The organism is Nitrosomonas communis (assembly GCF_024102715.1).
In the GTDB taxonomy this organism is placed as follows: Bacteria; Pseudomonadota; Gammaproteobacteria; order Burkholderiales; family Nitrosomonadaceae; genus Nitrosomonas; species Nitrosomonas communis_B.
The window spans coordinates 13,423-36,269 of sequence record NZ_JAGFJM010000004.1 but is presented as its reverse complement, the minus strand read 5'-3'; the positions used below and the strand labels follow the sequence as shown (position 1 = coordinate 36,269).

Here is a 22,847-nt window from a genome sequence, read left to right as displayed (position 1 = left end):
AGTGCCACAAATGCTACAGAAAAAAGAATGGCTACTTAACGCTCAGCGCGTGATAATTTTGTGAGTGTACCTACACTGGGCGTTATCGCCATATATCCATCTGTTCAGTAAATGGCGGGCCGAGTAAATAATTTCTGATGCAGTCATTCCTATCGGCCCATGCAGCGTTGCAAGTAAAGTATCTGCTGCTGCGCCATGTAGATAGACTGCCAGTAGCAATGCATTTTCTGAAGATAGCCCCTGGGCAAGTAAAGCGCCTATCATGCCGGACAGTACATCGCCCGTTCCCGCGCTGCTCAGACCTGGATTGCCACTGGTATTGAAGTAGCAATAACCGTTTGGCAGCATACAAATGCTGCCCGCTCCTTTTAGCACAAATGAGCAATGGAAATGCTTGGCTAAATTCTTCGCTGCCTGCAAGCGATTATTCTGAACAGCGGCAATATCGGTATTGAGCAGTCGAGCTGCTTCAGCTGCATGAGGAGTGAGAATAGACGGCGCTTTGCGTATGCGTAACGCACTGGCCAGCTCAGAATGACAGGCAATGAGATTAAGTGCATCTGCGTCCAAAACCAGTGGTAAGGATGTTTGCAGCGCCTTCTCCAAGCAAAGACAGGCAGTGATTTCCTTTCCCAGTCCAGGGCCTATGATCAAGCAACTGAGGTGATTGAATTCAAATAACTCGTCAGCTGAACGCAACATAAGCTCGGGTTGGGTGGGGTCAATGCGAGGAGGTGGATTGACAATCAAGCCAAGGTATACGCGTCCTGCCCCTAGTTTAAGTGCAGCCGAGCCTGCCAGTAACGCTGCACCCACCATGCCTGACGATCCACCGATAATACCAACACTGCCAAAAACCCCTTTATGACTGTTAGTCGGGCGAGGTGGCGGTAGGAGTTCTTTTATTATGACTTGATCAAGTAGCCACGAGTGCGGGCTTTTCATGGCAGTTGCCACGAGGTCCAGGCCGCATAGGACGATTTCCCCGCAATATTCGCCGCCCTCATGAGTTAGCAGACCCGGTTTCAGTCCAATGAAAGTAGCTGTGATTGCTGCTTTGATGGCGGTATGGGGAGCAACACCACTATCCGCGCCAAGACCGCTTGGAATATCGAGCGCGAGTACCGGTAAATTCATGCTATTGATGGTTTCGATCAGACGCTGGTATTTCTCATCCAATGGATGTTTGGCATAGTTGAGACCAATACCGAATAAGCCATCGATGACGGCATGCCATTGCTCCGCAGATGGAATTGCGCTGTGCAGTTCACCTCCTGCCTTTAGCCAGTTTTCCAGGGCATGTTTAGCGTCTTGTGATAACCTGGAAGATATTCCAGTAAAGACCGTTGTCACCTGAAAGCCCCAGGCATGCAGGTGGCGTGCTGCAACAAAGGCATCTCCCCCGTTATTACCCGGTCCGGCCAGCACCAGTACCTTATTTTTACCGTTGCTAAGCAACTTATCTTTGGCAATATGTGCAGCTGCCAAGCCAGCTTTCTCCATCAGGCAAGGTGAATCAGGTAGGGCGGCGGCGAGCTGCTCGATTTCGCGGATTTCAGTGGTGGAATAGACAGGTATCGGGTTATTCATCTGATTGTGCGTCTTCTCGTGTAAAATTGTTACTCTCAATTCAACTGATTATTTTTTTGATGCTCCAATTTCGAGGCCATAAGGCACTATCCCAATTTCGGTTACAAAAATTATCTGATCTGATCAAAGCCATCGTACCGCAATTTTCGGCTATTGACGCCGAATACTGGTATTTTTGTGAAACTAGTCGCACTTTGAATCAGGATCAATTAAATATTCTGCAGAAATTACTTGGCATTGAGTCAGTTCGTCAATCGTATGTGCCAACGGGTGAGTTTTTGCTGGTGTTACCGCGCCCTGGTACTATTTCGCCGTGGTCATCTAAAGCAACGGACATTGCGCACCATTGCGGACTTAATGTAACTGAAAGAATAGAGCGCGGTATTGCATTCTATATTCAACATGAAGCGGTGCTTTCTGATGAGAACCGATGTGCAATCGAAGCAATTATCCATGATCGCATGACTGAAGCGGTTTTTCATTCATTTTCTGATGCAGCCGTGTTATTTCATCACTTTGCACCAGCAACCCTTAAAGAAGTAGATATCCTGCAAGGAGGGATTGAAATTTTAAGCAAGGCAAATCAAGCAATGGGGCTGGCCTTGTCTTCTGATGAGATTGACTATCTCATGAATTATTTTCTTGAAATTAAGCGGAATCCTACTGATGTTGAATTGATGATGTTTGCTCAGGCCAATTCAGAACATTGCCGCCATAAGATTTTTAATGCAGACTGGGTTATCGATGGCGAGCAAAAGCATCAATCCCTGTTTGCAATGATACGTCATACGCACCAACAGCATCCGCACGGTACGATTGTGGCGTATGCGGATAATGCTGCCATTATCGAAGGAGCAACGATCAACCGATTCTATCCCGGAGAGCATCACACCTATGGTTACGCGCTAGAGTCTACGCATCTGCTCATGAAGGTGGAAACCCATAATCATCCCACTGCCATTTCTCCTTTTCCGGGAGCCGCAACAGGGGTAGGAGGAGAAATACGCGATGAGGGAGCAACTGGGCGGGGCGCCAAACCGAAAGCTGGTTTGGCTGGATTTTCTGTATCCAATCTGCGTATACCAGATTTCATTCAACCCTGGGAAATAGAGCAAGGGTGTGAGCAGGGTAGCTATGGCAAGCCAGCACGCATTGCATCAGCCCTCGAAATCATGCTGACCGGGCCGATCGGTGGTGCCGCATTTAATAATGAATTTGGCAGACCAAATCTCGCAGGTTACTTCCGTACATTTGAAGCACAGGTTGCCGGGGAGATGCGAGGTTATCACAAACCCATCATGCTGGCGGGAGGAATTGGGCAGATTTCTGGTTTGCATACTGCAAAGCAGACTTTCTCAGCGGATGTGTTGCTGATTCAACTGGGTGGGCCGGGTATGCTGATCGGATTGGGCGGGGGAGCGGCTTCCAGCATGGATACGGGCACTAACATGGAAGATCTTGACTTTGATTCGGTACAGCGCGGTAATGCGGAAATGCAGCGCCGTGCGCAGGAAGTGATCGATCGCTGCTGGCAGCTGGAGCGGAGCGGACAGTCCAATCCGATACTTTCCATCCATGATGTCGGCGCAGGCGGATTGTCCAATGCGCTACCAGAACTTGTGCATGGGGCAGGATGCGGCGGACGCTTTGATTTGCGTGCGATTCCTTCGGAAGAATCAAGTATGTCACCGATGCAGATCTGGTGTAATGAGGCGCAGGAGCGCTATGTACTCGCCATTCGACGTGAATCACTGGCTTTGTTTCAGACAATTTGTGAGCGGGAGCGATGTCCTTATGCCGTAGTGGGCGAAACGATTGTTCAGCAACAGCTTATTGTATCTGATGAAAAATCAAACAAGCTGCCGATAGATATGCCGCTTGCGATATTATTGGGTAAGCCGCCCAAGATGACGCGCAGGGTAGCGTATATTCCCAGGACGCTTGTCCCAGTTGATCTGACAGGATTGCATTTACAGGAAGCTGCTTACCGGATTCTAAGATTACCCGCTGTCGCAGATAAAACATTTTTAATTACCATCGGCGATCGCAGTGTAGGCGGAATGACCGCACGTGATCAGATGGTTGGACCCTGGCAAATTCCAGTGGCAGATGTCGCGGTGACGACCATGGGTTATCAAACCTATCTTGGTGAAGCGTTTGCGCTCGGTGAGCGTGCACCGCTGGCGCTGATTGATGCGGCAGCTTCTGCGCGTATGGCCGTAGCAGAAGCCATTACCAATATTGCTGCTGCTGCGATAGACGATCTCAGCGAGATCAAACTTTCTGCTAACTGGATGGCTGCAGCCGGACATGCCGGTGAGGATGCAGCACTCTATGATGCGGTTTACGCTGTCGCGATGGAGTTATGCCCGCAACTCGGTATCAGCATCCCGGTTGGCAAGGATTCCATGTCTATGAAATCCAGTTGGCAGGAGTCAGATGGAAATAAAGGCGGGCAGCAGAAAGAGGTTATTGCGCCACTATCGCTGATTATTTCTGCCTTTGCAAGAGTGAGCGATGTACGCAAGACACTGACTCCGCAATTGCGTACTGATTGTGGGGAAACTGAATTGATACTAATCGATCTAGGAGGAGGAAGAAACCGACTGGGTGGCTCAGCATTGGCGCAAGTCTATGGACAATTCGGGAATACTGCACCAGATTTGTCGGGTATTGCCGAAATAGAACAACTCAAGCGTTTGTTTTCAGTCATCCAGAAACTGAATCGGGCAGGTCAGATCATCGCTTACCACGATCGTTCAGACGGCGGTTTGTTCGTAACCTTATGCGAAATGGCGTTTGCTGGACATGTGGGGGTGACGGTTAATCTGGATCAGCTGTGTTTTGACCCGTTGGCCACTGATGTCGATGGTTATGAAATTAAGCCGGAAATGCTGCGCGGCCGATTCCTCGAACATCTGCTGGCAGTTTTATTCAGTGAAGAACTGGGTACGGTGATTCAGATCAAAACCCAACACCATAATGCAGTGCTGCAAACATTATCAGAAGCCGGTTTGGGGCAAGATAGCTTTGTTTTGGGAAACCTTAACGAGCAGGATGAAATCCGTTTCTTACGTAACAATAAAATCGTTTTTCAGGAGAAACGGATTGATTTGCAGCGCGCCTGGTCGGAAACCACCTATCAGATGCAAAAACTGCGTGATAACCCGGTATGCGCGCAGCAAGAATTTGATCGGATTCTCGATGCTGAAGATCCTGGTCTGAATGCAGAGCTGACATTCGCTATTGAAGAGGATGTCGCGGCACCCTTTATCCAAACTGGAATCCGGCCCAGGATGGCTATCCTACGTGAGCAAGGTGTGAACGGTCATGTTGAAATGGCTGCTGCCTTTGATCGCGCCGGATTTGTTGCGATTGATGTGCATATGAGCGATATTATGGCTGGACGCGTTTCCTTAAGTGACTACAAGGGATTTGCTGCATGCGGTGGTTTTTCTTACGGAGATGTGCTGGGGGCGGGAGAAGGATGGGCCAAGTCGATTTTGTTTAATGCGCGTGCACGTCATGAATTTCAATCTTTTTTCGAGCGTAGTGACACTTTCGCGCTGGGGGTGTGCAATGGCTGCCAGATGATGAGCAATTTGCATGAAATCATTCCAGGTGCTGGTCACTGGCCGCATTTTCAGCGTAATCTCTCTGAGCAATTCGAAGCACGTTTTGTCACGGTTGAGATACCACGCAGTCCCTCGCTCTTTTTTGACGGCATGGCAGGAAGCCGCCTGCCTATCACGGTAGCGCATGGCGAAGGTTTTGCAGCATTCAGCAGCAATCAGCAATTGGAGTCGGCATCATCTTATGTCGCATTACGCTTTGTTGATCACAGTGGTGCGCCGACCGAACAGTATCCATTCAATCCCAACGGTTCGCCACAGGGTATTACGGGCATGACTTCAACCGACGGTCGATTTACCATCCTGATGCCCCATCCAGAACGGGTTTTTCGTACCGTACAGCATTCATGGCATGTGGATACCTGGTCAGAAGATTCGCCCTGGATGAGAATGTTCAGGAATGCGCGTAAATGGGTAGGATAGATGTCTGGAACCAATGATGGACTTTATTTGTCCTTCCGAAGGTATTTCTGTAGTCCAACCTGGACCATCAATAATCTCGAGAACAATTAATAAAAATGACAAAGTTAAAAGTGATTGCCCGAAGTGGATTGATAAGCATCATGTTAACAGCAGGGGGAGTGTATACCGATCATTTGTCAGCGCAAATTATTCCCATCCATAAACCTAGTCTCAGTAATTCTGTGCACGAATGTGTGCCGGTAGCAAATTGGATTATCCCGGGAAAGGGAGCAACCACTTTAGCTGAGATAGTCGCACGCGCAACAGAGCAATCGGTCATTTTGCTAGGTGAAACACACGTCAATCAGGAGCATCATCGCTGGCAGTTGCAAATGCTGGCGGCGCTATATGCCGCACGTCCCGATATGGTGATCGGTTTTGAAATGTTTCCACGCCGCCTCCAGAAAGTACTTGACCAATGGGTGGCCGGCCAACTGTCTGAGTCTGCTTTCTTGAAAGCTGCAGAATGGGACACGGTATGGCGAACAGATGCCAGTTTTTATCTGCCATTATTTCATTTCGCACGCATGAATCGCATTCCGATGCGAGCGCTTAATATCGATACACACCTAAGGAAACAGGTATCCGAGAAAGGCTTTGAGAGCGTTCTAGAAAATGAGCGAGAGGGGGTGACGCATCCGGCGCCTCCTAGTCCTGAATATCTTGATTTCCTGTTGCCGATATACGAGTCACATGATCGCAAGAACAAGAAAAAGGCGGGGAAAAATCGCTATGATCCTGATTTTTTAAGGTTTGTCGTTGGTCAGCAGTTGTGGGACCGGGCAATGGCACAGGAGATTGTGGCAACACTCAGTAGGCAGACTCAAGGAAAAAGCCCGTTGGTTGTTGGTGTTATGGGATCAGGGCATATTTTGCATGGTTTTGGTGTTCCTCATCAACTAAAGGATTTGGGTGTGACGAAAATTACTTCCCTGTTACCTTGGGATGTGAGCAAATCATGTCAGCGCTTAGTGGCAGGCTATGCTGATGCAGTTTTCGGCATTGCTCCCTTTGCCCCGGAAACAACACCTTTACGTCAGCGGCTAGGCATTCGCTATGAAATTGCTTTACAAGAAGGGGGCGCGCGTGTTTTGCAGGTTGAAAAAGGCAGTATTGCAGAAGCGGCTAATATGCGTGAAGACGATATTATCACTGAAATTGCTGGTCTGTCGGTGAAGGAGATCGGTGATATCGTCGCTGTGATCAAGCGTCAAGCGCCGGGTACCTGGTTGCCACTCAGAGTTAAGCGGGGAAATGACGAGATTGATATCTTTGCCAAATTCCCTGCGCAGATAAAATGAAGAAGCCGCCTGTCTGGCGTGTGTACTATGCCAAGTATCTGTGAAGATTATGATATTGGGGTGAGTCCTTTGTTCTTTTCTTGCTGTTTATAAAGGGTAAAATCGAGCTGATGTCGTTGCAGCAGCTTATAGAACTCAGTTCGGTTGCGCTTGGCCAGCCTGGCTGCTTGTGTCACGTTGCCTGCAGTGATTTTTAATAAACGCACCAGATAATCTCTTTCAAACTGTTTACGCGCTTCTTCAAAGGATACCAGTTGTGTTTCTTCCTTGTGCATCGCATCATAGATTAGCTGATATGAGATAAGAGGATTCGCGCTCAGCGCGACGCTTTGTTCTATCACGTTCATCAATTGTCGGACATTACCTGGCCAGGAAGCGCTTAGCAGAAGATTGATAGCCTCCGGCGAGAATCCGTTGATTTCTTTTTCATATTTTTCTGCAAAGGTACGAAGAAAATGATTCGCCAATAATGGAATATCTTCGCGACGCTGAGCAAGTGAGGGAATAGTTAAGCCGACTACATAGAGTCGATAATATAGATCCTCGCGAAAATTCCCCGCAACGATTTCAGCTTTGAGATCACGGTGAGTAGCAGATATTACCCGTACATCAATTGGGATCGTTTGCATAGATCCCACTGGTCGGATTACTCTTTCTTGCAGTGCATGGAGTAATTTTACTTGCAGCAGCAAAGGCATGTCGCCAATTTCATCCAGAAACAAGGTGCCGCTTTCAGCCAATTGAAATAAACCTTTATGATCACGGATAGCGCCTGTGAAGGCCCCTTTGACATGTCCAAATAACTCGGATTCCAGTAATTGCTCAGGAATGGCGGCACAATTAATGGTCACAAAGGGTTGGCAGCAACGCTTCGATGCCTGATGAATAGCGCGTGCAAATAATTCTTTACCGACACCACTTTCCCCAAGTAGCAATACACTCGCATTTCCTTCTGCAACGCGTTCTACTTTAGTGAGGATATCTTGCATTTCTGCGTTTTGGGTAATAATGTTTTTGCGCCAGGCCACTTGTGATATTTCACTGGTCTCGTTATTTCCATTATTGCATGTAAGTCGAAGTGCCTGATCGATTTGATCGAGTAAAGTTTTTGGATCATAAGGCTTGGTAAGATAACCAAAAATACCACGCTGAACTGCGGCGACGGCATCCGGGATAGTGCCATACGCTGTCAGAATGATGACGGGGAGCGTTGGGATCGTTTGATGAATATGTTCAAATAATGCCATACCATCCATCCCACTCATTTGCATGTCACTAATGACAAGATGGGGGCGTATGATGTCCAGGCAATTTAATGCTGCTTCTGCGCTTGTAGCTACAATGGTTTCAAATCCTGCAGCCGTTAAACGTATCGAGAGTAACTCAAGAAGATCACTATCGTCATCGACAAGTAAGATTTTTTTAGTTTGTACCATAATGTTTACTCAAGGGGTTATTCTTCGGATCGGGCTCTTTTCTATACTTTTTATAGCGTCTATTCTATTTTGCAGGATCTGAGCATGTTCTTCTGTTGCTTTTAATTTTTGTAATAAATTTTTTGTATGTGTTTTCGCGGTTTGTTGTTCTGTGAGCAGCAATATTAATAATTTTTTAAAGCTAGCTAAATTAGGCGGTAGCGTTATATCCTGTGGCCAGTTATTCAGTAAATCGAGAGCAGCCTGGACATTGGTGAAAGCCGTATTGGGTAGACTGATAAGCAAAATGTATTTAAGGCGGTTTTCAGCTTCGATATCATTTTTGAAGCGGTTTTTGACATCGTTATATTCCTGAGTCAATTGAGCAGCGTTTTTCTTCTGCAGTAAGTCAAAATACAGCATTAATTCATCTAGGCTGTTGTATCCATAAGATCCGTGCTGCTGATGAGGTTGCTCGGTAAAAATAACAGGTGATTGTTGAGCAGACGGTGCTGCGCATCCGCCTAATATAGCGGAAAATATTAGCAGTGAAATCGATTTGAAAGTGACATTCATAGCTGAGCCTCAGGGTCACGAATAGGCAAAGTCAGGCGGAAATGCGCTCCTTGTCCACCGTGTTTAACCAGTTCAATATTCCCGCCATGTGCAAGTGCATATTCACGGGCAATTGACAACCCGAGCCCAGTTCCTCTGATATGGCTACTGGGTTTGATACGTCCCTGATAAAAGGGTTCAAATATTTTATCCTCGTCGGCGCTGTCAATACCACTTCCACTGTCAACGATATCGAATTGAATGGTTTGACCGATTTGCACCGCAGAGATTTTGATGCAGCTTTCTTTTGGCGAGAACTTGATGGCATTGGATAATAGGTTATCAATAATGATGCCAATTTTCTGTTTGTCGCATTCAAGTATCAATTCTGGGCATGTCAAATCGATTTTTATTTTTCTACACATAATGGAAAGGTTCTGGTCCTTCATTACACTGGCAATGATTTGAGCCAAATTTGTACGTTGTTTGATAAGTGCTGTTTTGTCTGCTTGCAGAGCGCTAAAACTCAATAAATCTTCAATACGTTTCTGCAATTGGATGCTGCTGGTATGGAGGATATGCGCTATTTGTTGCTGTTTCTTATTAAGATTGCCAGTTATTCCTTCTGCCAGGAGATTAGCCCCTTCACGAATAGCAGTAAGGGGAGTTTTAAGCTCATGGGAGACATGACGCAAGAACAGAATTTTCTGCTCTTCCAATTTAAGCAAACGGCGGCGCATCCAGTCTAGGCGGGAACCTAGGTATCTTAAATTTTGCGGACCGCTTACGCGTACCACGCTGGATAACTTACCTTGGCCCATATTATATATTGCCTCATCAATCTGGCGAAGTGGACGAGCTATAAACACCGAGAAAGCGAGTGCGAGTAAGATAACAAATGGAATCAAAATGAGTAACTCCCATTCTACCAAGGTACGAGCATATGCGGCTTTCTCGCTCATTTCATTGACATTCTGCCCAATTAACCGATAGTTTCCTGCGGAAAAATCCTGAGCAAGGGTAAGCATGGTGGCAAATTTGTCCAGCAAGCCTGGAAGATTCTGGGGGGTCTCATATAAAGTCAATACTTCGCGGAAAATCTTTGTTTCAAATAATCGTAATTTTTCCAATAAAAGTTGTTGTTCAAGATGAGGAGAAACTTCCAGCAGCTTTATCGCTGTTTTTTCAAAATTAGTATGCGCCTGAAAATAGCTCTCGAGTAAAGACAAATCTTCCAGGATACGGGCATGTTGAACGCTACGCTCCATGACAGTAATTTCATCAATCAGGATACTGCTGCCATGAGTAATTTGTGTTGCTTGATAAACGATCTTACGGCTTTGTTCGGCAAGCTGATCAATGCCTATGGCGCTGTAGATGAGCGCTGCAATTAATGGCAAACCTACTATTGAGAAACCAAGTAAAATCAATTTCAAAAATGACCGTGGATTATGCTGTAGCTCTGGTTGACGGATAATATCCGATCTATCCTCTGCTTTTGATGTGACAGAATCCGTCGTAATTCTCATTGTATCTATCCTCTTTATTTTCTATAACCCGATGCCTTTCTTTTCTGAAAAGAAAGACATTAAATCGCATTAAAACGGCAACTCATTATACCGAGGGCGGAAGAATTTGCTGGTAGCGTATCAGAAGCAAACGACAAATTCTGGATTTGCCATGCCTAATAGGGGTGCTGTGCCTTTCTTAACCTGGAGGCGGTTACGAGGTTAAATCAATTTGAATTTTGTCGTCGCAAGATAGTGTTCTGGGCGGTTGGTAAACTGTCAGGATAATCACGGCTATAGTGCAATCCACGGCTCTCATGGCGAAGCATCGCGCTTTGCACAATCAAATCAGCGGTGGTAACCAGGTTGCGTAGTTCTAGCAAATCACCTGTTACGCGGAAATTGGTGTAGTACTCATTGATTTCTTCATGTAACAGATTGATACGGTGTTGAGCGCGTTGCAGGCGTTTATTGGTTCGTACGATTCCTACGTAACTCCACATGAAACGGCGTAATTCGTCCCAGTTATGTGAAATGACGATTTCTTCATCTGCGTCAGTGACACGGCTTTCGTCCCACTTTGGTAATGTTATGAAAGGTGTTGGTGCTTGATTAAGAATATCCTGGGCCGCTGCTTGGCCGAATACTAAACATTCTAGTAAAGAATTGCTCGCTAAGCGGTTAGCACCGTGCAATCCAGTATGCGCAGTTTCACCAATGGCATATAAGTTATCCAGATCAGTTTTGCCATTCTGGTCGGTCACAATACCGCCGCATGTGTAATGGGCAGCGGGCACAACTGGAATGGGTTGCCGGGTGATATCAATCCCTAATTCGTGGCATCGAGCATAAATAGTAGGGAAGTGTTGTTTGAGGAAATCGGCTGATTTATGAGAAATATCCAAATAGACGCAGTCAAGGCCTCTTTTTTTCATTTCAAAATCAATGGCACGCGCTACGATGTCCCGTGGGGCAAGTTCTGCACGTTCATCATGCCTGGGCATAAAACGCTCACCGTTGGGAAGTTTTAATAATCCTCCTTCACCTCTAACGGCTTCACTAATCAGGAAAGACTTAGCGTGCGGGTGGTAAAGGCAGGTGGGGTGAAATTGAATGAATTCCATGTTGGCAACGCGGCAGCCCGCTCTCCAGCCCATGGCGATACCGTCACCTGTGGCGGTATCGGGATTGGTTGTATAGAGGTAGACTTTGCCGGCTCCACCGGTAGCTAGCACTGTGTTGTGAGCAGCGATAGTATGAATTTTGTCTGCTTTAATATCCAATACGTATGCGCCGTAGCACCGGCTATGATGTTTATCGGTATGATAAGGCAACTTGGAGCTTGTGATCAGATCGACTGCAATATGATGCTCCAGCATTGTGATATTCGGATGGGCACAGATTTTTTTGCTTAGTGTTAACTGTACAGCTTTTCCAGTTGCATCTTTTGTGTGAATAACCCGGCGCACACTATGACCGCCTTCTTGCGTCAGGTGATATCCTGTTTCGCTATTATTATCCCGGGTAAAACTGACTCCTTGGGAAATAAGCCACTTGATAGCCTGTGGTCCATTCTCAACAACATAGCGTGTAATTGTTTCATCACATAATCCTGCGCCAGCAACTAAGGTATCGCGCATATGAGTGTCAGAAGAATCTTCCATAGAAAGCACTGCAGCAATGCCGCCTTGTGCCCAAATACTGGAACTGTCATGCAAAGTTCGTTTGGTGATAATGGCTACTTTCTGACTTTGTGCCAGATTCAGTGCAAGTGTAAGTCCCGCGAGACCACTGCCGATAATTAGCGTATCAAAGTGATAGTGTTGCATCGAATATATAATTTATTTTTGTAAATTAGAGTTATTTATTAATCATAACCCAATAATAAAAATTTTCCTTGAAACTCTTATATTGAATAAAAATGGTGAACTAAACTTGACGGTTTATTGTCTTTTGACAAGTTTAGGATAGTTCACGACGGATCCCCGAACAAGGTATACTTTGACAATGGCTCAATTTAAAATTTGAGTAGCTGCATCAAAAGATATCTATTTATTTAATTTGGGGAACTGATGGCATGGGTGATCGCGAAATCGATCAACAATTGGTTGAACGCGTGCAGCATGGTGATAAGCATGCTTTTGATTTGTTAGTAATCAAATATCAGAGAAAACTGGCGCGTTTATTATCGCAATTTATTCGTGACGCCGCTGAGGTTGAAGATATTGCGCAAGAGACCTTTATCAAGGCTTATCGTGCTTTGCCATCATTCCGTGGTGAGAGTGCCTTCTATACGTGGCTATATCGTATCGGGATTAATACAGCCAAAAATTTTCTGGTATCACAAGGAAGAAAGGTACCCACGACAGTTAGTGAATTTGATAATGAAGATGCAGAGAATTTTGAAGAGGCAGGTAGATTACGGGAAGTAAGTACTCCTGAAAGTGAACTGATGAGCAAACAAATTGCTCAAACAGTTAATCAGTCATTAGATGCATTACCTGAAGAATTAAGAACTGCGATTATTCTTAGAGAAATTGAAGGTTTAAGTTATGAAGAAATTGCGAGTATTATGAATTGCCCCATAGGTACAGTTCGTTCTCGTATATTTCGTGCACGTGAGGCTATCGCAGAAAAACTGCGGCCTTTGTTGGGAACAGGTAAAGACAAGAGGTGGTAATGATGGGGTGGTTATATGAAAAGTAAAATATCAGAGCTGATGGATGGTGAATTAGATACAGTAAATGCCAATGAAGTAATCATAGAATTAAAGAAAAAGAATGATTTGCTGAGTGATTGGGAAACATATCACGTGATCAGCGAAGCGCTGCGGCAACCTGCAGCGTCAATTCCCATTAATGTGGTAAAACAGGTGAATGATCGCTTGCTAAGCGAACCAATCTTACTCACGCCGCGGATATCATACCTGTACAAACGGAAATTGGTTACGCTTTCAGCTGCTGCTTCCTTTGTTACGGTGGTAAGTGGATGGTTAGTAATGCAAATAATAGATGCTCAGCAAGAAACACTTATTGCTGAGCAAGCAAATAATAAAGCCGTTGTGCAAGTCTATCATCCTGTTCCTTTCCGCTCCTCCTCAGCCTTTACACTTCCACTTATACCCCATCACCCTGGTGACTATTCATTGATTCATCGGGAATTTTCATCCAATACGATGATGCATGCGCCGGCAACGAGCGCACACCAGGTTGAAGACAGGGAAGAAGAATCTAGGTAAGGATGTTCATATGGTTCCGGACTGGCTTTGATAAATCTTTAGAAAAAATTTATTTTATTGGTAGCGGATGATTGACCTAATCAGCATCAGCAAGAGACTTTGATCGAGTATATAACTCACATTGGATTAGGACTGAGCGAAGTCTCTGATCGATTTTTATATTTCAGTATTTATTAATTCTTTTATCAAGAAAAACATGCAAAAATTTGTTCTCCTGTGCCTACTTCTAATTTCTTCGACCAGTTTTGTTCATTCAAAGGAGCTGCCTGATTTTACCGACTTAGTTGAGCAGCATGGAGAAGCGGTGGTAAATATTAGTACAGTCCAAACACAGCAGATTACAGGTGGTCAGATTTTTCCAGAAATCCCTAATATTCCTGAAGATTCTCCCTTCTTCGAGTTTTTTCGCAGGTATATGCAGCCATTTTCGGCACCTCGGAAGTATGAATCCAGATCACTGGGTTCTGGATTCATCCTTAGTAAGGATGGTTATATCCTGACCAATGCGCATGTTGTTGAATCTGCCAATCAGATTACTGTAAAACTAACAGATAAAAGAGAGTTTAATGCTCAGGTTATAGGCATGGATCGAAAAACTGATGTGGCACTCATCAAGATCGAGGCAAAAAATCTGCCTGTGGTGACGCAAGGTGATCCGGATAAGCTCAAGGTAGGGGAGTGGGTTATTGCAATTGGCTCTCCTTTTGGTTTCGAGAATAGTGTAACAGCAGGAATAGTAAGTGCGAAAGGTCGCTCACTTGCCCAGGAAAGCTATGTTCCTTTCATCCAGACAGATGTCGCAATCAATCCAGGTAATTCCGGCGGTCCCCTGTTTAACATGAAAGGGGAAGTCGTAGGTATCAACTCGCAGATATATAGCCGCACGGGCGGTTTTATGGGATTGTCTTTTGCTATTCCAATCAATGTGGCAACAGAGATTGCTGATCAACTTAAGGTACATGGGAAAGTTTCACGCGGTAGAATCGGTGTTATGATTCAAGAGATGACCGAGGAGCTGGCTGAATCTTTTGGATTATCCGAATCACGCGGAGCGTTGGTGGTTTCTGTAGAAAAAGATGGTCCGGCAGACAAAGCTGGAATCGAGGTAAGAGATGTCATATTGAAATTTGACGGCAAGGATATTGCTGTTTCCAGCGATCTGCCGCGTCTTGTCGGAAATACTAAACCTCAATCTAAAGTAGCGGTACAGGTTTGGCGTAATGGCGCCATCAAGAATCTCACTGTTCTTGTTGGCGAAATGCCATCAGATGAAAGTAATCTGAGCCGGAAGCAAAGCAAGGCTCCGGATACATCTAATCGTCTGGGATTGGCGCTAAGCGAACTCTCTGACAGGCAGAAAAAACAGTTGGGCATAGAGAGTGGTTTGCTGGTGGAAGAAGTACAAACAGGCATTGCAAGTCATGCCGGCATACGCCAAGGCGATATTATTCTCGGCTTTAATAACCAGGATGTCAAAACGATCAAGCAATTTAATCAGCTGCTTAACAAGGTTGAGAAAGGACGTAATATTGCACTGTTGATAAAAAGAGGTGATATGACCACTTTCATTACTATGAAACTCGATAATTAAAATACCCATCATGTTTGAGTCGACAGATAGCAAGAAACTGATTGTGTATGGCCGAATGGATTGTCATTTGTGTCAGGAAATGATTGCCTCATTGCAAAAATTACAGGGACAAATCGAGTTCGAGTTCGAGATGATTGATATCGACAGCGATCCCGAACTGGTTAGTCAGTATAATGAGCGAATTCCGGTGTTGGTATCGGTAACAGGAAAACAAGAAGAAATCTGCCATTATTATCTCGATACTGCTGCATTAGATGCGTATTTTGCTAAAATTCGATAGAATGCTGTCAGCCTCATAACAGACATTTTTATTCGAAAATAAAGCAAGGTTTTCATCACGCATTAGCAGAAAGCCACTGACATTAAAAATTCCAATCGAATGCAACACATTCGCAATTTTTCTATTATCGCGCATATCGATCACGGTAAATCCACATTGGCTGATCGCATCATCCAGTTTTGTGGCGGTTTGTCTGATCGGGAGATGGAAGCGCAAGTGCTCGACTCCATGGATTTGGAGCGTGAACGCGGCATTACGATCAAAGCACAGACGGTTGCCTTGAAATATCTGGCACGTAATGGTCAGACCTTTCTGCTAAATTTGATTGATACGCCTGGTCATGTCGATTTCTCCTATGAAGTGTCACGATCCTTGGCTGCCTGTGAAGGCGCTTTGTTGGTGGTGGATGCCTCCCAGGGAGTGGAAGCGCAAACAGTGGCTAATTGCTATACTGCGATCGAGCAAGGCGTCGAGGTGATACCGGTATTGAATAAGATTGATTTACCCGCTGCTGATCCGGATCGAGTTATTGCAGAAATAGAAGATATTATTGGCATAGATGCAAAAGATGCCTTGCGTGTCAGCGCTAAAACGGGGGAAGGCATCCAGGATATGCTTGAAGCAGTTGTTACGCGTATTCCTGCGCCTAAAGGCGATGCGAGCGCGCCATTAAAAGCGCTTGTGATTGATTCGTGGTTTGACAATTATGTTGGTGTCGTCATACTCGTGCGGGTTGTTGACGGCGTACTGAAGTCTGGCAACAAAATCATGCTGATGGCCAGTCGCGCCACTCATCTATGTGAACAAGTGGGCGTATTTCTGCCTAAAGCAGAAAATCGCGATTTACTGAGTGCGGGTGAAGTGGGTTTTGTTATCTCCGGTATCAAAGAGTTGAAGTCAGCTAAGGTGGGGGATACTGTCACATTGGCTGATAATCCTGCCGCCGAACCTTTGATGGGGTTTAAAGAAATCAAGCCACAGGTTTTTGCTGGGCTATATCCGGTCGAATCTAATCAATATGATGCGCTGCGTGCTGCATTAGAGAAGCTGCGGTTGAATGATTCATCGTTACAGTTTGAACCAGAAACTTCCCAGGCGCTTGGATTTGGTTTTCGTTGTGGTTTTCTAGGCTTGCTCCATTTAGATATTGTTCAAGAGAGATTGGAGCGGGAATATGATATGGATCTTATCACCACCGCGCCTACCGTTATCTATGAGGTTGCATTGCGCGATGGTACAGTCATTGAAATTGAGAATCCTTCAAAAATGCCAGACCTTTCTAAAATTGAAGAGATTCGTGAACCCATCATTACTACCACGATATTAGTTCCAGAAGAATATGTCGGCGTAGTCATGTCTCTGTGCACTGGCAAGCGCGGTATGCAAAGAAACATGCAGTATATGGGCAGACAGGTCATGCTGGTTTATGAAATGCCCTTAAATGAAGTTGTCATGGATTTTTTTGATAAATTAAAATCGGTTAGCCGTGGCTATGCTTCACTGGATTATGAATTCAAAGAATTTCGTGCATCTGATCTGGTTAAACTCGATATACTGATCAATGGTGAAAAAGTGGATGCACTGTCATTGATCGTGCATCGCGCTACCAGTCAGCAAAGAGGGCGTGAATTAGCGCAAAAGATGCGTGAGCTTATTCCGCGTCAAATGTTTGATATTGCAGTGCAAGCGGCAGTTGGCGCACATGTTATAGCAAGAGAAAATGTTAAAGCATTGCGTAAGAATGTTCTGGCCAAATGCTATGGCGGGGACATAACCCGCAAACGCAAATTGCTTGAGAAGCAAAAAGCAGGGAAAAAACGTATGAAACGAGTCGGTAATGTCGAAATTCCCCAGGCAGCGTTTCTGGCCATCCTGCAGGTTGGCAAATAATGAATTGCTGCAAGATCAAATTAACTGAGTGATAACCATGCGTGCTCGCCTTTTTTATTATATTTTTAAGTTTAAGATGTCATTAAGGAAAATGAAATGAATTTTCCGTTAGTGCTACTAATCTTATTGACCGTGACCGGCAGTATCTGGCTGCTCGATATTTTCTTTTTGAAACGTAGGCGCGAACCGGATGGTGTGGAACCCTGGTGGGTGGAGTATCCCAAAAGTTTTTTTCCTGTCATTCTGATTGTTTTTTGCCTGCGTTCTTTTCTAGTAGAACCTTTCAAGATACCTTCTGGTTCGATGATACCCACATTACTGGTGGGAGATTTCATCCTGGTTAACAAATTTACTTATGGCATCAGGTTGCCGGTAGTTAATCGTAAGGTCATTGAAGTGAATCAGCCCAAACACGGAGAGGTGATGGTATTCCGTTATCCGGAAGATCCTTCGATCGATTATATTAAACGAGTGGTCGGTTTGCCTGGAGATATCGTTACTTATCGTCACAAGAAGCTGAGCATTAATGGTGTGCCATTGAAAATCGAATTAGACGGTGATTATAAATATATTGAATCAGGACTTGCTTATATTTATACCCAGCGCTTCAGAGAATATGTAGGAGAGAAAAGCCACAGCATTCTTATCAATCAAGAGATGCCTGGCATGCTGTTATCAAACGTGCATTATTTTCCTTTCAGAGAAAATTGCTCATTTGATAGGATGGGGTTCACCTGTAAAGTTCCTGATGGGAATTATTTTACATTGGGTGATAACCGTGATGGCAGTAGCGATAGCCGATATTGGGGATTTGTTCCGGAAGAAAATATTGTAGGCAAAGCTTTTATGGTTTGGTGGAATTTTAGTGACCTAAGTCGAATCGGGCTAACGATAGAATAATGAGCTCAGGACTGGAATTCGGAACTGGGAAAATATGCGCCATGTAATGAGAGAAAAACAGCAAGGTATCAGCCTTGCTGGTTTGTCAGTCTGGTCAGCAGTTATCGTTATGATCGCTATTCTAGGAATGAAGTTAGCTCCATCCTATCTGGAATATGCAGCAATCAAGCGCGCCTTGGTTGCTATAGCCAGTGATCCAAGCCTGCAGAATGCTCTTCCCCGGGAGATACGTCAATCTTTCGACAAGCGTGCAGTCATTGACGAGATTACGATTGTGAATAGCCGCGACATCGACATCAGGAAAGAAGGCGGGCAAATAGTTTTGAGCGTGAACTATGCGGTTAAAACACCTTTATTTGCGAATGTTTCTTTATTCATAGATTTTACTGCTGCCAGTAAGTGATGAGCCCGCATAGCCTGGATACACGCCATTTGCAAAGCGCTCCAGTTAAAAGTCATAACGATTTCTTTCACAAAATCGGTTATGTTTTTAAGCAACCTGCATTGTTGCAGGAAGCGCTGACACACCGAAGTTTTGGTTCTCCGCATAATGAACGGCTGGAGTTTCTTGGCGATAGTGCATTGAATTGTGCAGTATCGGCGCTTCTGTTCAAACAGTTCCCGCATTTACCGGAAGGAAACTTATCCAGACTGCGCGCCAATCTTGTCAATCAGCATGCATTGTTTGAGCTTGCGTCGGCACTGAGTCTAGGTGATTTAATCAGATTGGGTGAGGGGGAACGAAAAAGCGGCGGGCATCATCGTCCCTCTATTCTTGCAAATGCATTGGAAGCAGTGATAGGCGCCATTTACCTGGAAGGCGGATTCCCTGAAGTTGAAAATTTTGTCAATAATCTCTATAAGCCATTATTACAGAATTTAGATCTTGAAACCTTGGGTAAGGATGCCAAGACGCTGCTGCAAGAATATCTGCAGGCTCACAAGGGTGCTCTGCCGGAATATACGATCATCACCACCAGTGGAGAAGCGCACCGGCAGAAATTTAGAGTGGAATGCGTCGTTGCCAAATTTAATATTCGCACGATAGGCGAAGGGACAAGTCGCCGCAGAGCCGAGCAGGAAGCAGCCAAACAGGCATACGAATTAATCATTCATCGCTGAGCGGCCAAAATTCCTGGCTTACTGGAGAAATGCCTGTAACTTCCTCTTATCCTGGTGCCTTCTTGGTTTGAGCCGTTTTATCTGGATTCATATCTTCAAATTGTCTCTGTCTTTATAAGCTCAGTTTTAGAGGGATAAACAATGTACGCGCTCAAGATATACTCACTTAACCTTAAACCTGGAAACTTTCTTGGTTAAATAAGAGCAAAAATATCTAATTTATGGATTCCCCTTATTTCAGAACTGGCTATGTTGCCATTGTTGGACGTCCTAATGTCGGTAAATCAACTTTGCTGAACCATTTAATCCAGCAAAAAATCAGTATTACTTCTAAAAAGGCGCAAACAACGAGGCATCGTATTAATGGTATTTTGACCGATGCCCAGTCTCAATTCATTTTTGTTGATACACCAGGTTTTCAGACTCGCTATCATAATCAACTCAATCATATGATGAATCGAGTAGTTGTTCAGAGCATGCGAGAAGTCGATGTTGTGCTGTTCGTGATTGAAGCGATGCGTTTTGATGAGCGTGATGAACAAGTGCTGAAATTACTGTCTGCCGACAGACCAGTCATCCTCGTGATCAATAAAGTAGATCAGTTAGAACAGAAAAACCAACTACTCCCTTTCATGGAGATGATGGCGAAGAAATTCAGCTTTGCCGGCATTATTCCAGTCAGTGCAGCCAGAGAAATACAACTGCTGCAGTTAATTGATATGGTCCGGCCTTATTTGCCGGAGAGTCCGCCTTTGTTTGACGAAGATGAAATTAGTGACCGTAGCGAGCGCTTTCTTGCCGCTGAGATGATCCGTGAGAAACTATTTCGTTTGATGGGAGAGGAAATTCCTTACTCGACCAGTGTGGTCATCGATCAATTTACGATGGAAGGAAATCTACGCCGGATTTTTGCCTGCATTCTGGTGGAAAAAGCAAATCAGAAAGCCATCGTGATTGGCAAGAATGGTGAAAAACTTAAGAAGATTGCCACCCAGGCGCGTAAAGATATGGAAAATTTGTTTGGTGGCAAGGTATATCTCGAAATCTGGGTTAAGATGAAAAGTGGTTGGGCCGATGATATCAACACGTTAAAGAATCTGGGATATGAATAAGATTGTAGAATTGAGCTGTTTAACAATAAAAGAATGTACTTGGGAACCTGGTTCGGAATGGTGGCAAGTTCCTCAGTTATTGCTTAAAGGTATCCAACTATCATGATTGCTTTGGGAGTTAATATTGATCATGTCGCCACATTGCGCCAAGCGCGTGGAACGGTTTATCCAAGTCCAGTGGAAGCAGCATTAGTTGCTGAATCTGCCGGGGCAGATGCCATTACACTGCATCTGCGGGAAGACCGCAGGCATATTCAGGATCGGGATGTAGAGATTTTGCGCGAGCAGCTACAAACTCGCATGAATCTGGAGAGCGCTGTGACTACAGAGATGATCGCCTTTGCGTGCCGCATCAAACCTCACGATGTATGCCTGGTTCCAGAGCGGCGTGAAGAATTGACCACTGAAGGAGGATTGGATGTGGTGCGTCATTTCGAACAAGTGAAACAGGCTTGCAGCAAGCTGGCAGACGCCGGTATCCGCGTATCGTTGTTCATTAATGCAGAGCGCGAACAGATTGATGCCGCAGTCAGAGCAGGTGCGCCAGTCATTGAGATTCATACCGGTCATTATGCAGACGCCAAAGATAATGATGCGCAACAATGCGAGCTGGAAAAAATTTGCTCGGCCGTTGCCTTTGGCATCAGCCAGGGATTAAGAGTTAACGCCGGCCATGGATTGCATTACCAGAACACACGGCCTATTGCTGCAATACAAGGTATTTCCGAACTTAACATTGGTCACGCTATTGTGTCGCATGCCTTATTCGTTGGTTTGACGCAAGCAGTCAAAGAGATGAAGCAGCTCATCCTGGAAGCCAGTCAATGATTTATGGAATTGGCACAGACATCGTCGAGTCTTCCCGTATTGCACAATCACTTGAAAAATATGGTGAACGCTTTGCGCGCAGACTGTTAGCAGAGCATGAATGGTCTGATTATATTAAGGACGCTAAACCTGCGATGTTTCTAGCTAAACGTTTTGCAGCCAAGGAAGCGCTCTCCAAAGCAATGGGCACGGGCTTGCGCTCCCCTGTGACGTTGAGCAATATCACTGTAGCGCATACTTCCCTGGGCAAACCGTATTTCATGTTTCACCCTGAATTGGCCGAGTTGATCAAACGTGAAGGGATTGTCAATCACCATCTTTCCCTGAGCGATGAACTCCATCTTGCCAGTGCTTTTGTCATCCTGGAGAAGGCATGATGTCACTGGGGCCTGTAATGCTCGATATTGCGAGTACGCACCTATCCGACGAAGATAAAGCCAGGTTGTGCCATCCGCTTACCGGTGGCGTCATTTTGTTTACCCGCAATTATGAGTCGTGCGAGCAATTGACTGCACTGACTGCCGAAATTCACGCACTCAGGAGTCCACCTTTGCTCATTGCTGTCGATCATGAAGGCGGCAGGGTGCAGCGTTTCCATAAAGATTTCACGCTACTGCCTGCGATGCGTGAATTGGGCCAGATGTGGGACAGGCATCCGCACCAGGCGCACCATCTGGCGCAGCAAACAGGTTATGTGCTGGCGGCGGAATTATCCACCTGTGGCGTTGATTTGAGTTTTACCCCTGTGCTGGATGTCGATCATGGGCAAAGTAGCGTGATTGGTGATCGTGCTTTCCATCGCAAGCCGCAGGCCATTGCTGAACTGGCGCATAGTTTAATGCTGGGATTGAAATCAGGCGGCATGGCGGCGGTAGGCAAGCATTTCCCCGGACATGGCTATATCCAGGCAGATACCCATTTTGAGATAGCGGTGGATGATCGTGTTTATGGCGATATCCAGATGGATGATCTGATTCCATTCCGTCAGATGATCGATTTTGGTCTGACAGGAATCATGGCAGCTCATGTGATCTACCCTAAAATGGATAGGCATCCTGCTGGGTTTTCTAGCTTCTGGCTCAAGCATATCTTACGCAATGAACTGGGGTTTGATGGGTGCATTTTTAGTGATGATCTGAGCATGCAAGGTACAGCTGACTATGGCAGTATCACTGAGCGCGCCGAGGCGGCATTACAGGCTGGCTGTGACATGGTGCTGGTATGCAATGATTGTCAAGCAGCAGATCAGTTGTTGGCAACGTTGCGCTGGGAAATTCCTGCGGTGAGTCTGGCGCGGCTGGCACACATGCGTGGACGGCGTCATGCGCAATCAATGCTTAAGCTCCACGAAGAGGCAAATTTTATGCGGGCTGTCAGAGAAATCAATGAAATTGGCGCAAGCAATCGGGAGCTGTCTTTTTAA

Annotated in this window: 19 protein-coding genes; 14 read left to right on the top strand and 5 right to left on the bottom strand. The window is 45.4% G+C overall.

Annotated elements, in window-relative coordinates; translation table 11 throughout:
- Positions 1-42 precede the first annotated feature (42 nt).
- A complete protein-coding gene (locus tag J5I83_RS00425) occupies positions 43-1,590 on the bottom strand; it encodes an NAD(P)H-hydrate dehydratase (RefSeq protein ID WP_304052400.1) in 1,548 nt (515 codons plus the stop codon).
- Positions 1,591-1,649: 59 nt separating this feature from the next.
- Between J5I83_RS00425 and purL the strand changes: the two genes are divergently transcribed.
- A complete protein-coding gene (gene purL / locus J5I83_RS00420; protein ID WP_304052506.1) occupies positions 1,650-5,645 on the top strand; it encodes a phosphoribosylformylglycinamidine synthase in 3,996 nt (1,331 codons plus the stop codon).
- 95 nt (positions 5,646-5,740) lie between these two features.
- On the top strand, positions 5,741-6,985 hold the full coding sequence (locus J5I83_RS00415; protein ID WP_304052395.1) for a ChaN family lipoprotein: 1,245 nt from the start codon (positions 5,741-5,743) through the stop codon (positions 6,983-6,985).
- Positions 6,986-7,032: 47 nt separating this feature from the next.
- Here J5I83_RS00415 and J5I83_RS00410 read toward each other — a convergent pair whose 3' ends face one another.
- The 4 genes from J5I83_RS00410 to nadB form a co-directional block, all read right to left on the bottom strand.
- On the bottom strand, positions 7,033-8,421 hold the full coding sequence (locus tag J5I83_RS00410; RefSeq protein WP_304052394.1) for a sigma 54-interacting transcriptional regulator: 1,389 nt from the start codon (positions 8,419-8,421) through the stop codon (positions 7,033-7,035).
- A gap of 9 nt (positions 8,422-8,430) precedes the next feature.
- Positions 8,431-8,976 (bottom strand): dihydrolipoamide acyltransferase, encoded by a 546-nt coding sequence (locus J5I83_RS00405; protein WP_304052392.1) that lies wholly within the window; start codon positions 8,974-8,976, stop codon positions 8,431-8,433.
- Positions 8,973-10,484 (bottom strand): HAMP domain-containing sensor histidine kinase, encoded by a 1,512-nt coding sequence (locus J5I83_RS00400; protein ID WP_304052391.1) that lies wholly within the window; start codon positions 10,482-10,484, stop codon positions 8,973-8,975. The genes J5I83_RS00405 and J5I83_RS00400 overlap by 4 nt, the downstream gene beginning before the upstream one ends.
- Positions 10,485-10,690: 206 nt before the next feature.
- Positions 10,691-12,292 carry an L-aspartate oxidase gene (gene nadB, locus J5I83_RS00395; protein ID WP_304052389.1) on the bottom strand — a complete coding sequence of 534 codons (1,602 nt, stop codon included), beginning with the start codon at positions 12,290-12,292 and terminating at the stop codon, positions 10,691-10,693.
- 248 nt (positions 12,293-12,540) lie between these two features.
- Between nadB and rpoE the strand changes: the two genes are divergently transcribed.
- The 12 genes from rpoE to nagZ all read left to right on the top strand — a co-directional run bounded on the left by rpoE (position 12,541) and on the right by nagZ (position 22,847).
- On the top strand, positions 12,541-13,143 hold the full coding sequence (rpoE, locus tag J5I83_RS00390) for an RNA polymerase sigma factor RpoE (protein WP_304052387.1): 603 nt from the start codon (positions 12,541-12,543) through the stop codon (positions 13,141-13,143).
- Between the two features lie 15 nt (positions 13,144-13,158).
- On the top strand, positions 13,159-13,701 hold the full coding sequence (locus tag J5I83_RS00385) for a sigma-E factor negative regulatory protein (protein WP_304052386.1): 543 nt from the start codon (positions 13,159-13,161) through the stop codon (positions 13,699-13,701).
- Between the two features lie 196 nt (positions 13,702-13,897).
- Positions 13,898-15,292, top strand: a complete 1,395-nt coding sequence (locus J5I83_RS00380) for a DegQ family serine endoprotease (protein WP_304052385.1) — start codon at positions 13,898-13,900, stop codon at positions 15,290-15,292.
- A gap of 10 nt (positions 15,293-15,302) precedes the next feature.
- Entirely contained in the window at positions 15,303-15,572 is a 270-nt protein-coding gene (locus J5I83_RS00375; RefSeq protein WP_304052384.1) for a glutaredoxin family protein, read from the top strand.
- A 99-nt stretch (positions 15,573-15,671) separates the two neighbouring features.
- Positions 15,672-17,462 carry a translation elongation factor 4 gene (lepA, locus tag J5I83_RS00370; protein WP_304052383.1) on the top strand — a complete coding sequence of 597 codons (1,791 nt, stop codon included), beginning with the start codon at positions 15,672-15,674 and terminating at the stop codon, positions 17,460-17,462.
- Positions 17,463-17,558: 96 nt separating this feature from the next.
- The gene (gene lepB / locus J5I83_RS00365) at positions 17,559-18,362 is read left to right on the top strand and encodes a signal peptidase I (protein ID WP_304052382.1); all 804 of its coding nucleotides are present in this window, start codon (positions 17,559-17,561) and stop codon (positions 18,360-18,362) included.
- 34 nt (positions 18,363-18,396) lie between these two features.
- Positions 18,397-18,765: a DUF4845 domain-containing protein gene (locus J5I83_RS00360; RefSeq protein WP_304052381.1), complete on the top strand. Its 369-nt coding sequence runs from the start codon at positions 18,397-18,399 to the stop codon at positions 18,763-18,765.
- Positions 18,765-19,484 carry a ribonuclease III gene (gene rnc / locus J5I83_RS00355; RefSeq protein ID WP_304052380.1) on the top strand — a complete coding sequence of 240 codons (720 nt, stop codon included), beginning with the start codon at positions 18,765-18,767 and terminating at the stop codon, positions 19,482-19,484. The genes J5I83_RS00360 and rnc overlap by 1 nt, the downstream gene beginning before the upstream one ends.
- A 221-nt stretch (positions 19,485-19,705) precedes the next feature.
- Positions 19,706-20,596, top strand: coding sequence for a GTPase Era (gene era / locus J5I83_RS00350; RefSeq protein ID WP_304052378.1), 891 nt, complete (start codon positions 19,706-19,708; stop codon positions 20,594-20,596).
- 102 nt (positions 20,597-20,698) lie between these two features.
- Positions 20,699-21,424, top strand: a complete 726-nt coding sequence (gene pdxJ, locus J5I83_RS00345) for a pyridoxine 5'-phosphate synthase (protein ID WP_304052376.1) — start codon at positions 20,699-20,701, stop codon at positions 21,422-21,424.
- Positions 21,421-21,801 (top strand): holo-ACP synthase, encoded by a 381-nt coding sequence (gene acpS / locus J5I83_RS00340; protein ID WP_304052373.1) that lies wholly within the window; start codon positions 21,421-21,423, stop codon positions 21,799-21,801. Before pdxJ ends, acpS begins: the two co-directional genes overlap by 4 nt.
- Positions 21,801-22,847, top strand: coding sequence for a beta-N-acetylhexosaminidase (nagZ, locus tag J5I83_RS00335; RefSeq protein ID WP_304052504.1), 1,047 nt, complete (start codon positions 21,801-21,803; stop codon positions 22,845-22,847). Before acpS ends, nagZ begins: the two co-directional genes overlap by 1 nt.

Bases quoted from the DNA above. Each gene is read 5' to 3' on its own strand.
- J5I83_RS00425 (WP_304052400.1), bottom strand. From the start codon at position 1,590: ATGAATAACCCGATACCTGTCTATTCCACCACTGAAATCCGCGAAATC.
- purL (WP_304052506.1), top strand. From the start codon at position 1,650: ATGCTCCAATTTCGAGGCCATAAGGCACTATCCCAATTTCGGTTACAA.
- J5I83_RS00415 (WP_304052395.1), top strand. From the start codon at position 5,741: ATGACAAAGTTAAAAGTGATTGCCCGAAGTGGATTGATAAGCATCATG.
- J5I83_RS00410 (WP_304052394.1), bottom strand. From the start codon at position 8,421: ATGGTACAAACTAAAAAAATCTTACTTGTCGATGACGATAGTGATCTT.
- J5I83_RS00405 (WP_304052392.1), bottom strand. From the start codon at position 8,976: ATGAATGTCACTTTCAAATCGATTTCACTGCTAATATTTTCCGCTATA.
- J5I83_RS00400 (WP_304052391.1), bottom strand. From the start codon at position 10,484: ATGAGAATTACGACGGATTCTGTCACATCAAAAGCAGAGGATAGATCG.
- nadB (WP_304052389.1), bottom strand. From the start codon at position 12,292: ATGCAACACTATCACTTTGATACGCTAATTATCGGCAGTGGTCTCGCG.
- rpoE (WP_304052387.1), top strand. From the start codon at position 12,541: ATGGGTGATCGCGAAATCGATCAACAATTGGTTGAACGCGTGCAGCAT.
- J5I83_RS00385 (WP_304052386.1), top strand. From the start codon at position 13,159: ATGAAAAGTAAAATATCAGAGCTGATGGATGGTGAATTAGATACAGTA.
- J5I83_RS00380 (WP_304052385.1), top strand. From the start codon at position 13,898: ATGCAAAAATTTGTTCTCCTGTGCCTACTTCTAATTTCTTCGACCAGT.
- J5I83_RS00375 (WP_304052384.1), top strand. From the start codon at position 15,303: ATGTTTGAGTCGACAGATAGCAAGAAACTGATTGTGTATGGCCGAATG.
- lepA (WP_304052383.1), top strand. From the start codon at position 15,672: ATGCAACACATTCGCAATTTTTCTATTATCGCGCATATCGATCACGGT.
- lepB (WP_304052382.1), top strand. From the start codon at position 17,559: ATGAATTTTCCGTTAGTGCTACTAATCTTATTGACCGTGACCGGCAGT.
- J5I83_RS00360 (WP_304052381.1), top strand. From the start codon at position 18,397: ATGCGCCATGTAATGAGAGAAAAACAGCAAGGTATCAGCCTTGCTGGT.
- rnc (WP_304052380.1), top strand. From the start codon at position 18,765: ATGAGCCCGCATAGCCTGGATACACGCCATTTGCAAAGCGCTCCAGTT.
- era (WP_304052378.1), top strand. From the start codon at position 19,706: ATGGATTCCCCTTATTTCAGAACTGGCTATGTTGCCATTGTTGGACGT.
- pdxJ (WP_304052376.1), top strand. From the start codon at position 20,699: ATGATTGCTTTGGGAGTTAATATTGATCATGTCGCCACATTGCGCCAA.
- acpS (WP_304052373.1), top strand. From the start codon at position 21,421: ATGATTTATGGAATTGGCACAGACATCGTCGAGTCTTCCCGTATTGCA.
- nagZ (WP_304052504.1), top strand. From the start codon at position 21,801: ATGTCACTGGGGCCTGTAATGCTCGATATTGCGAGTACGCACCTATCC.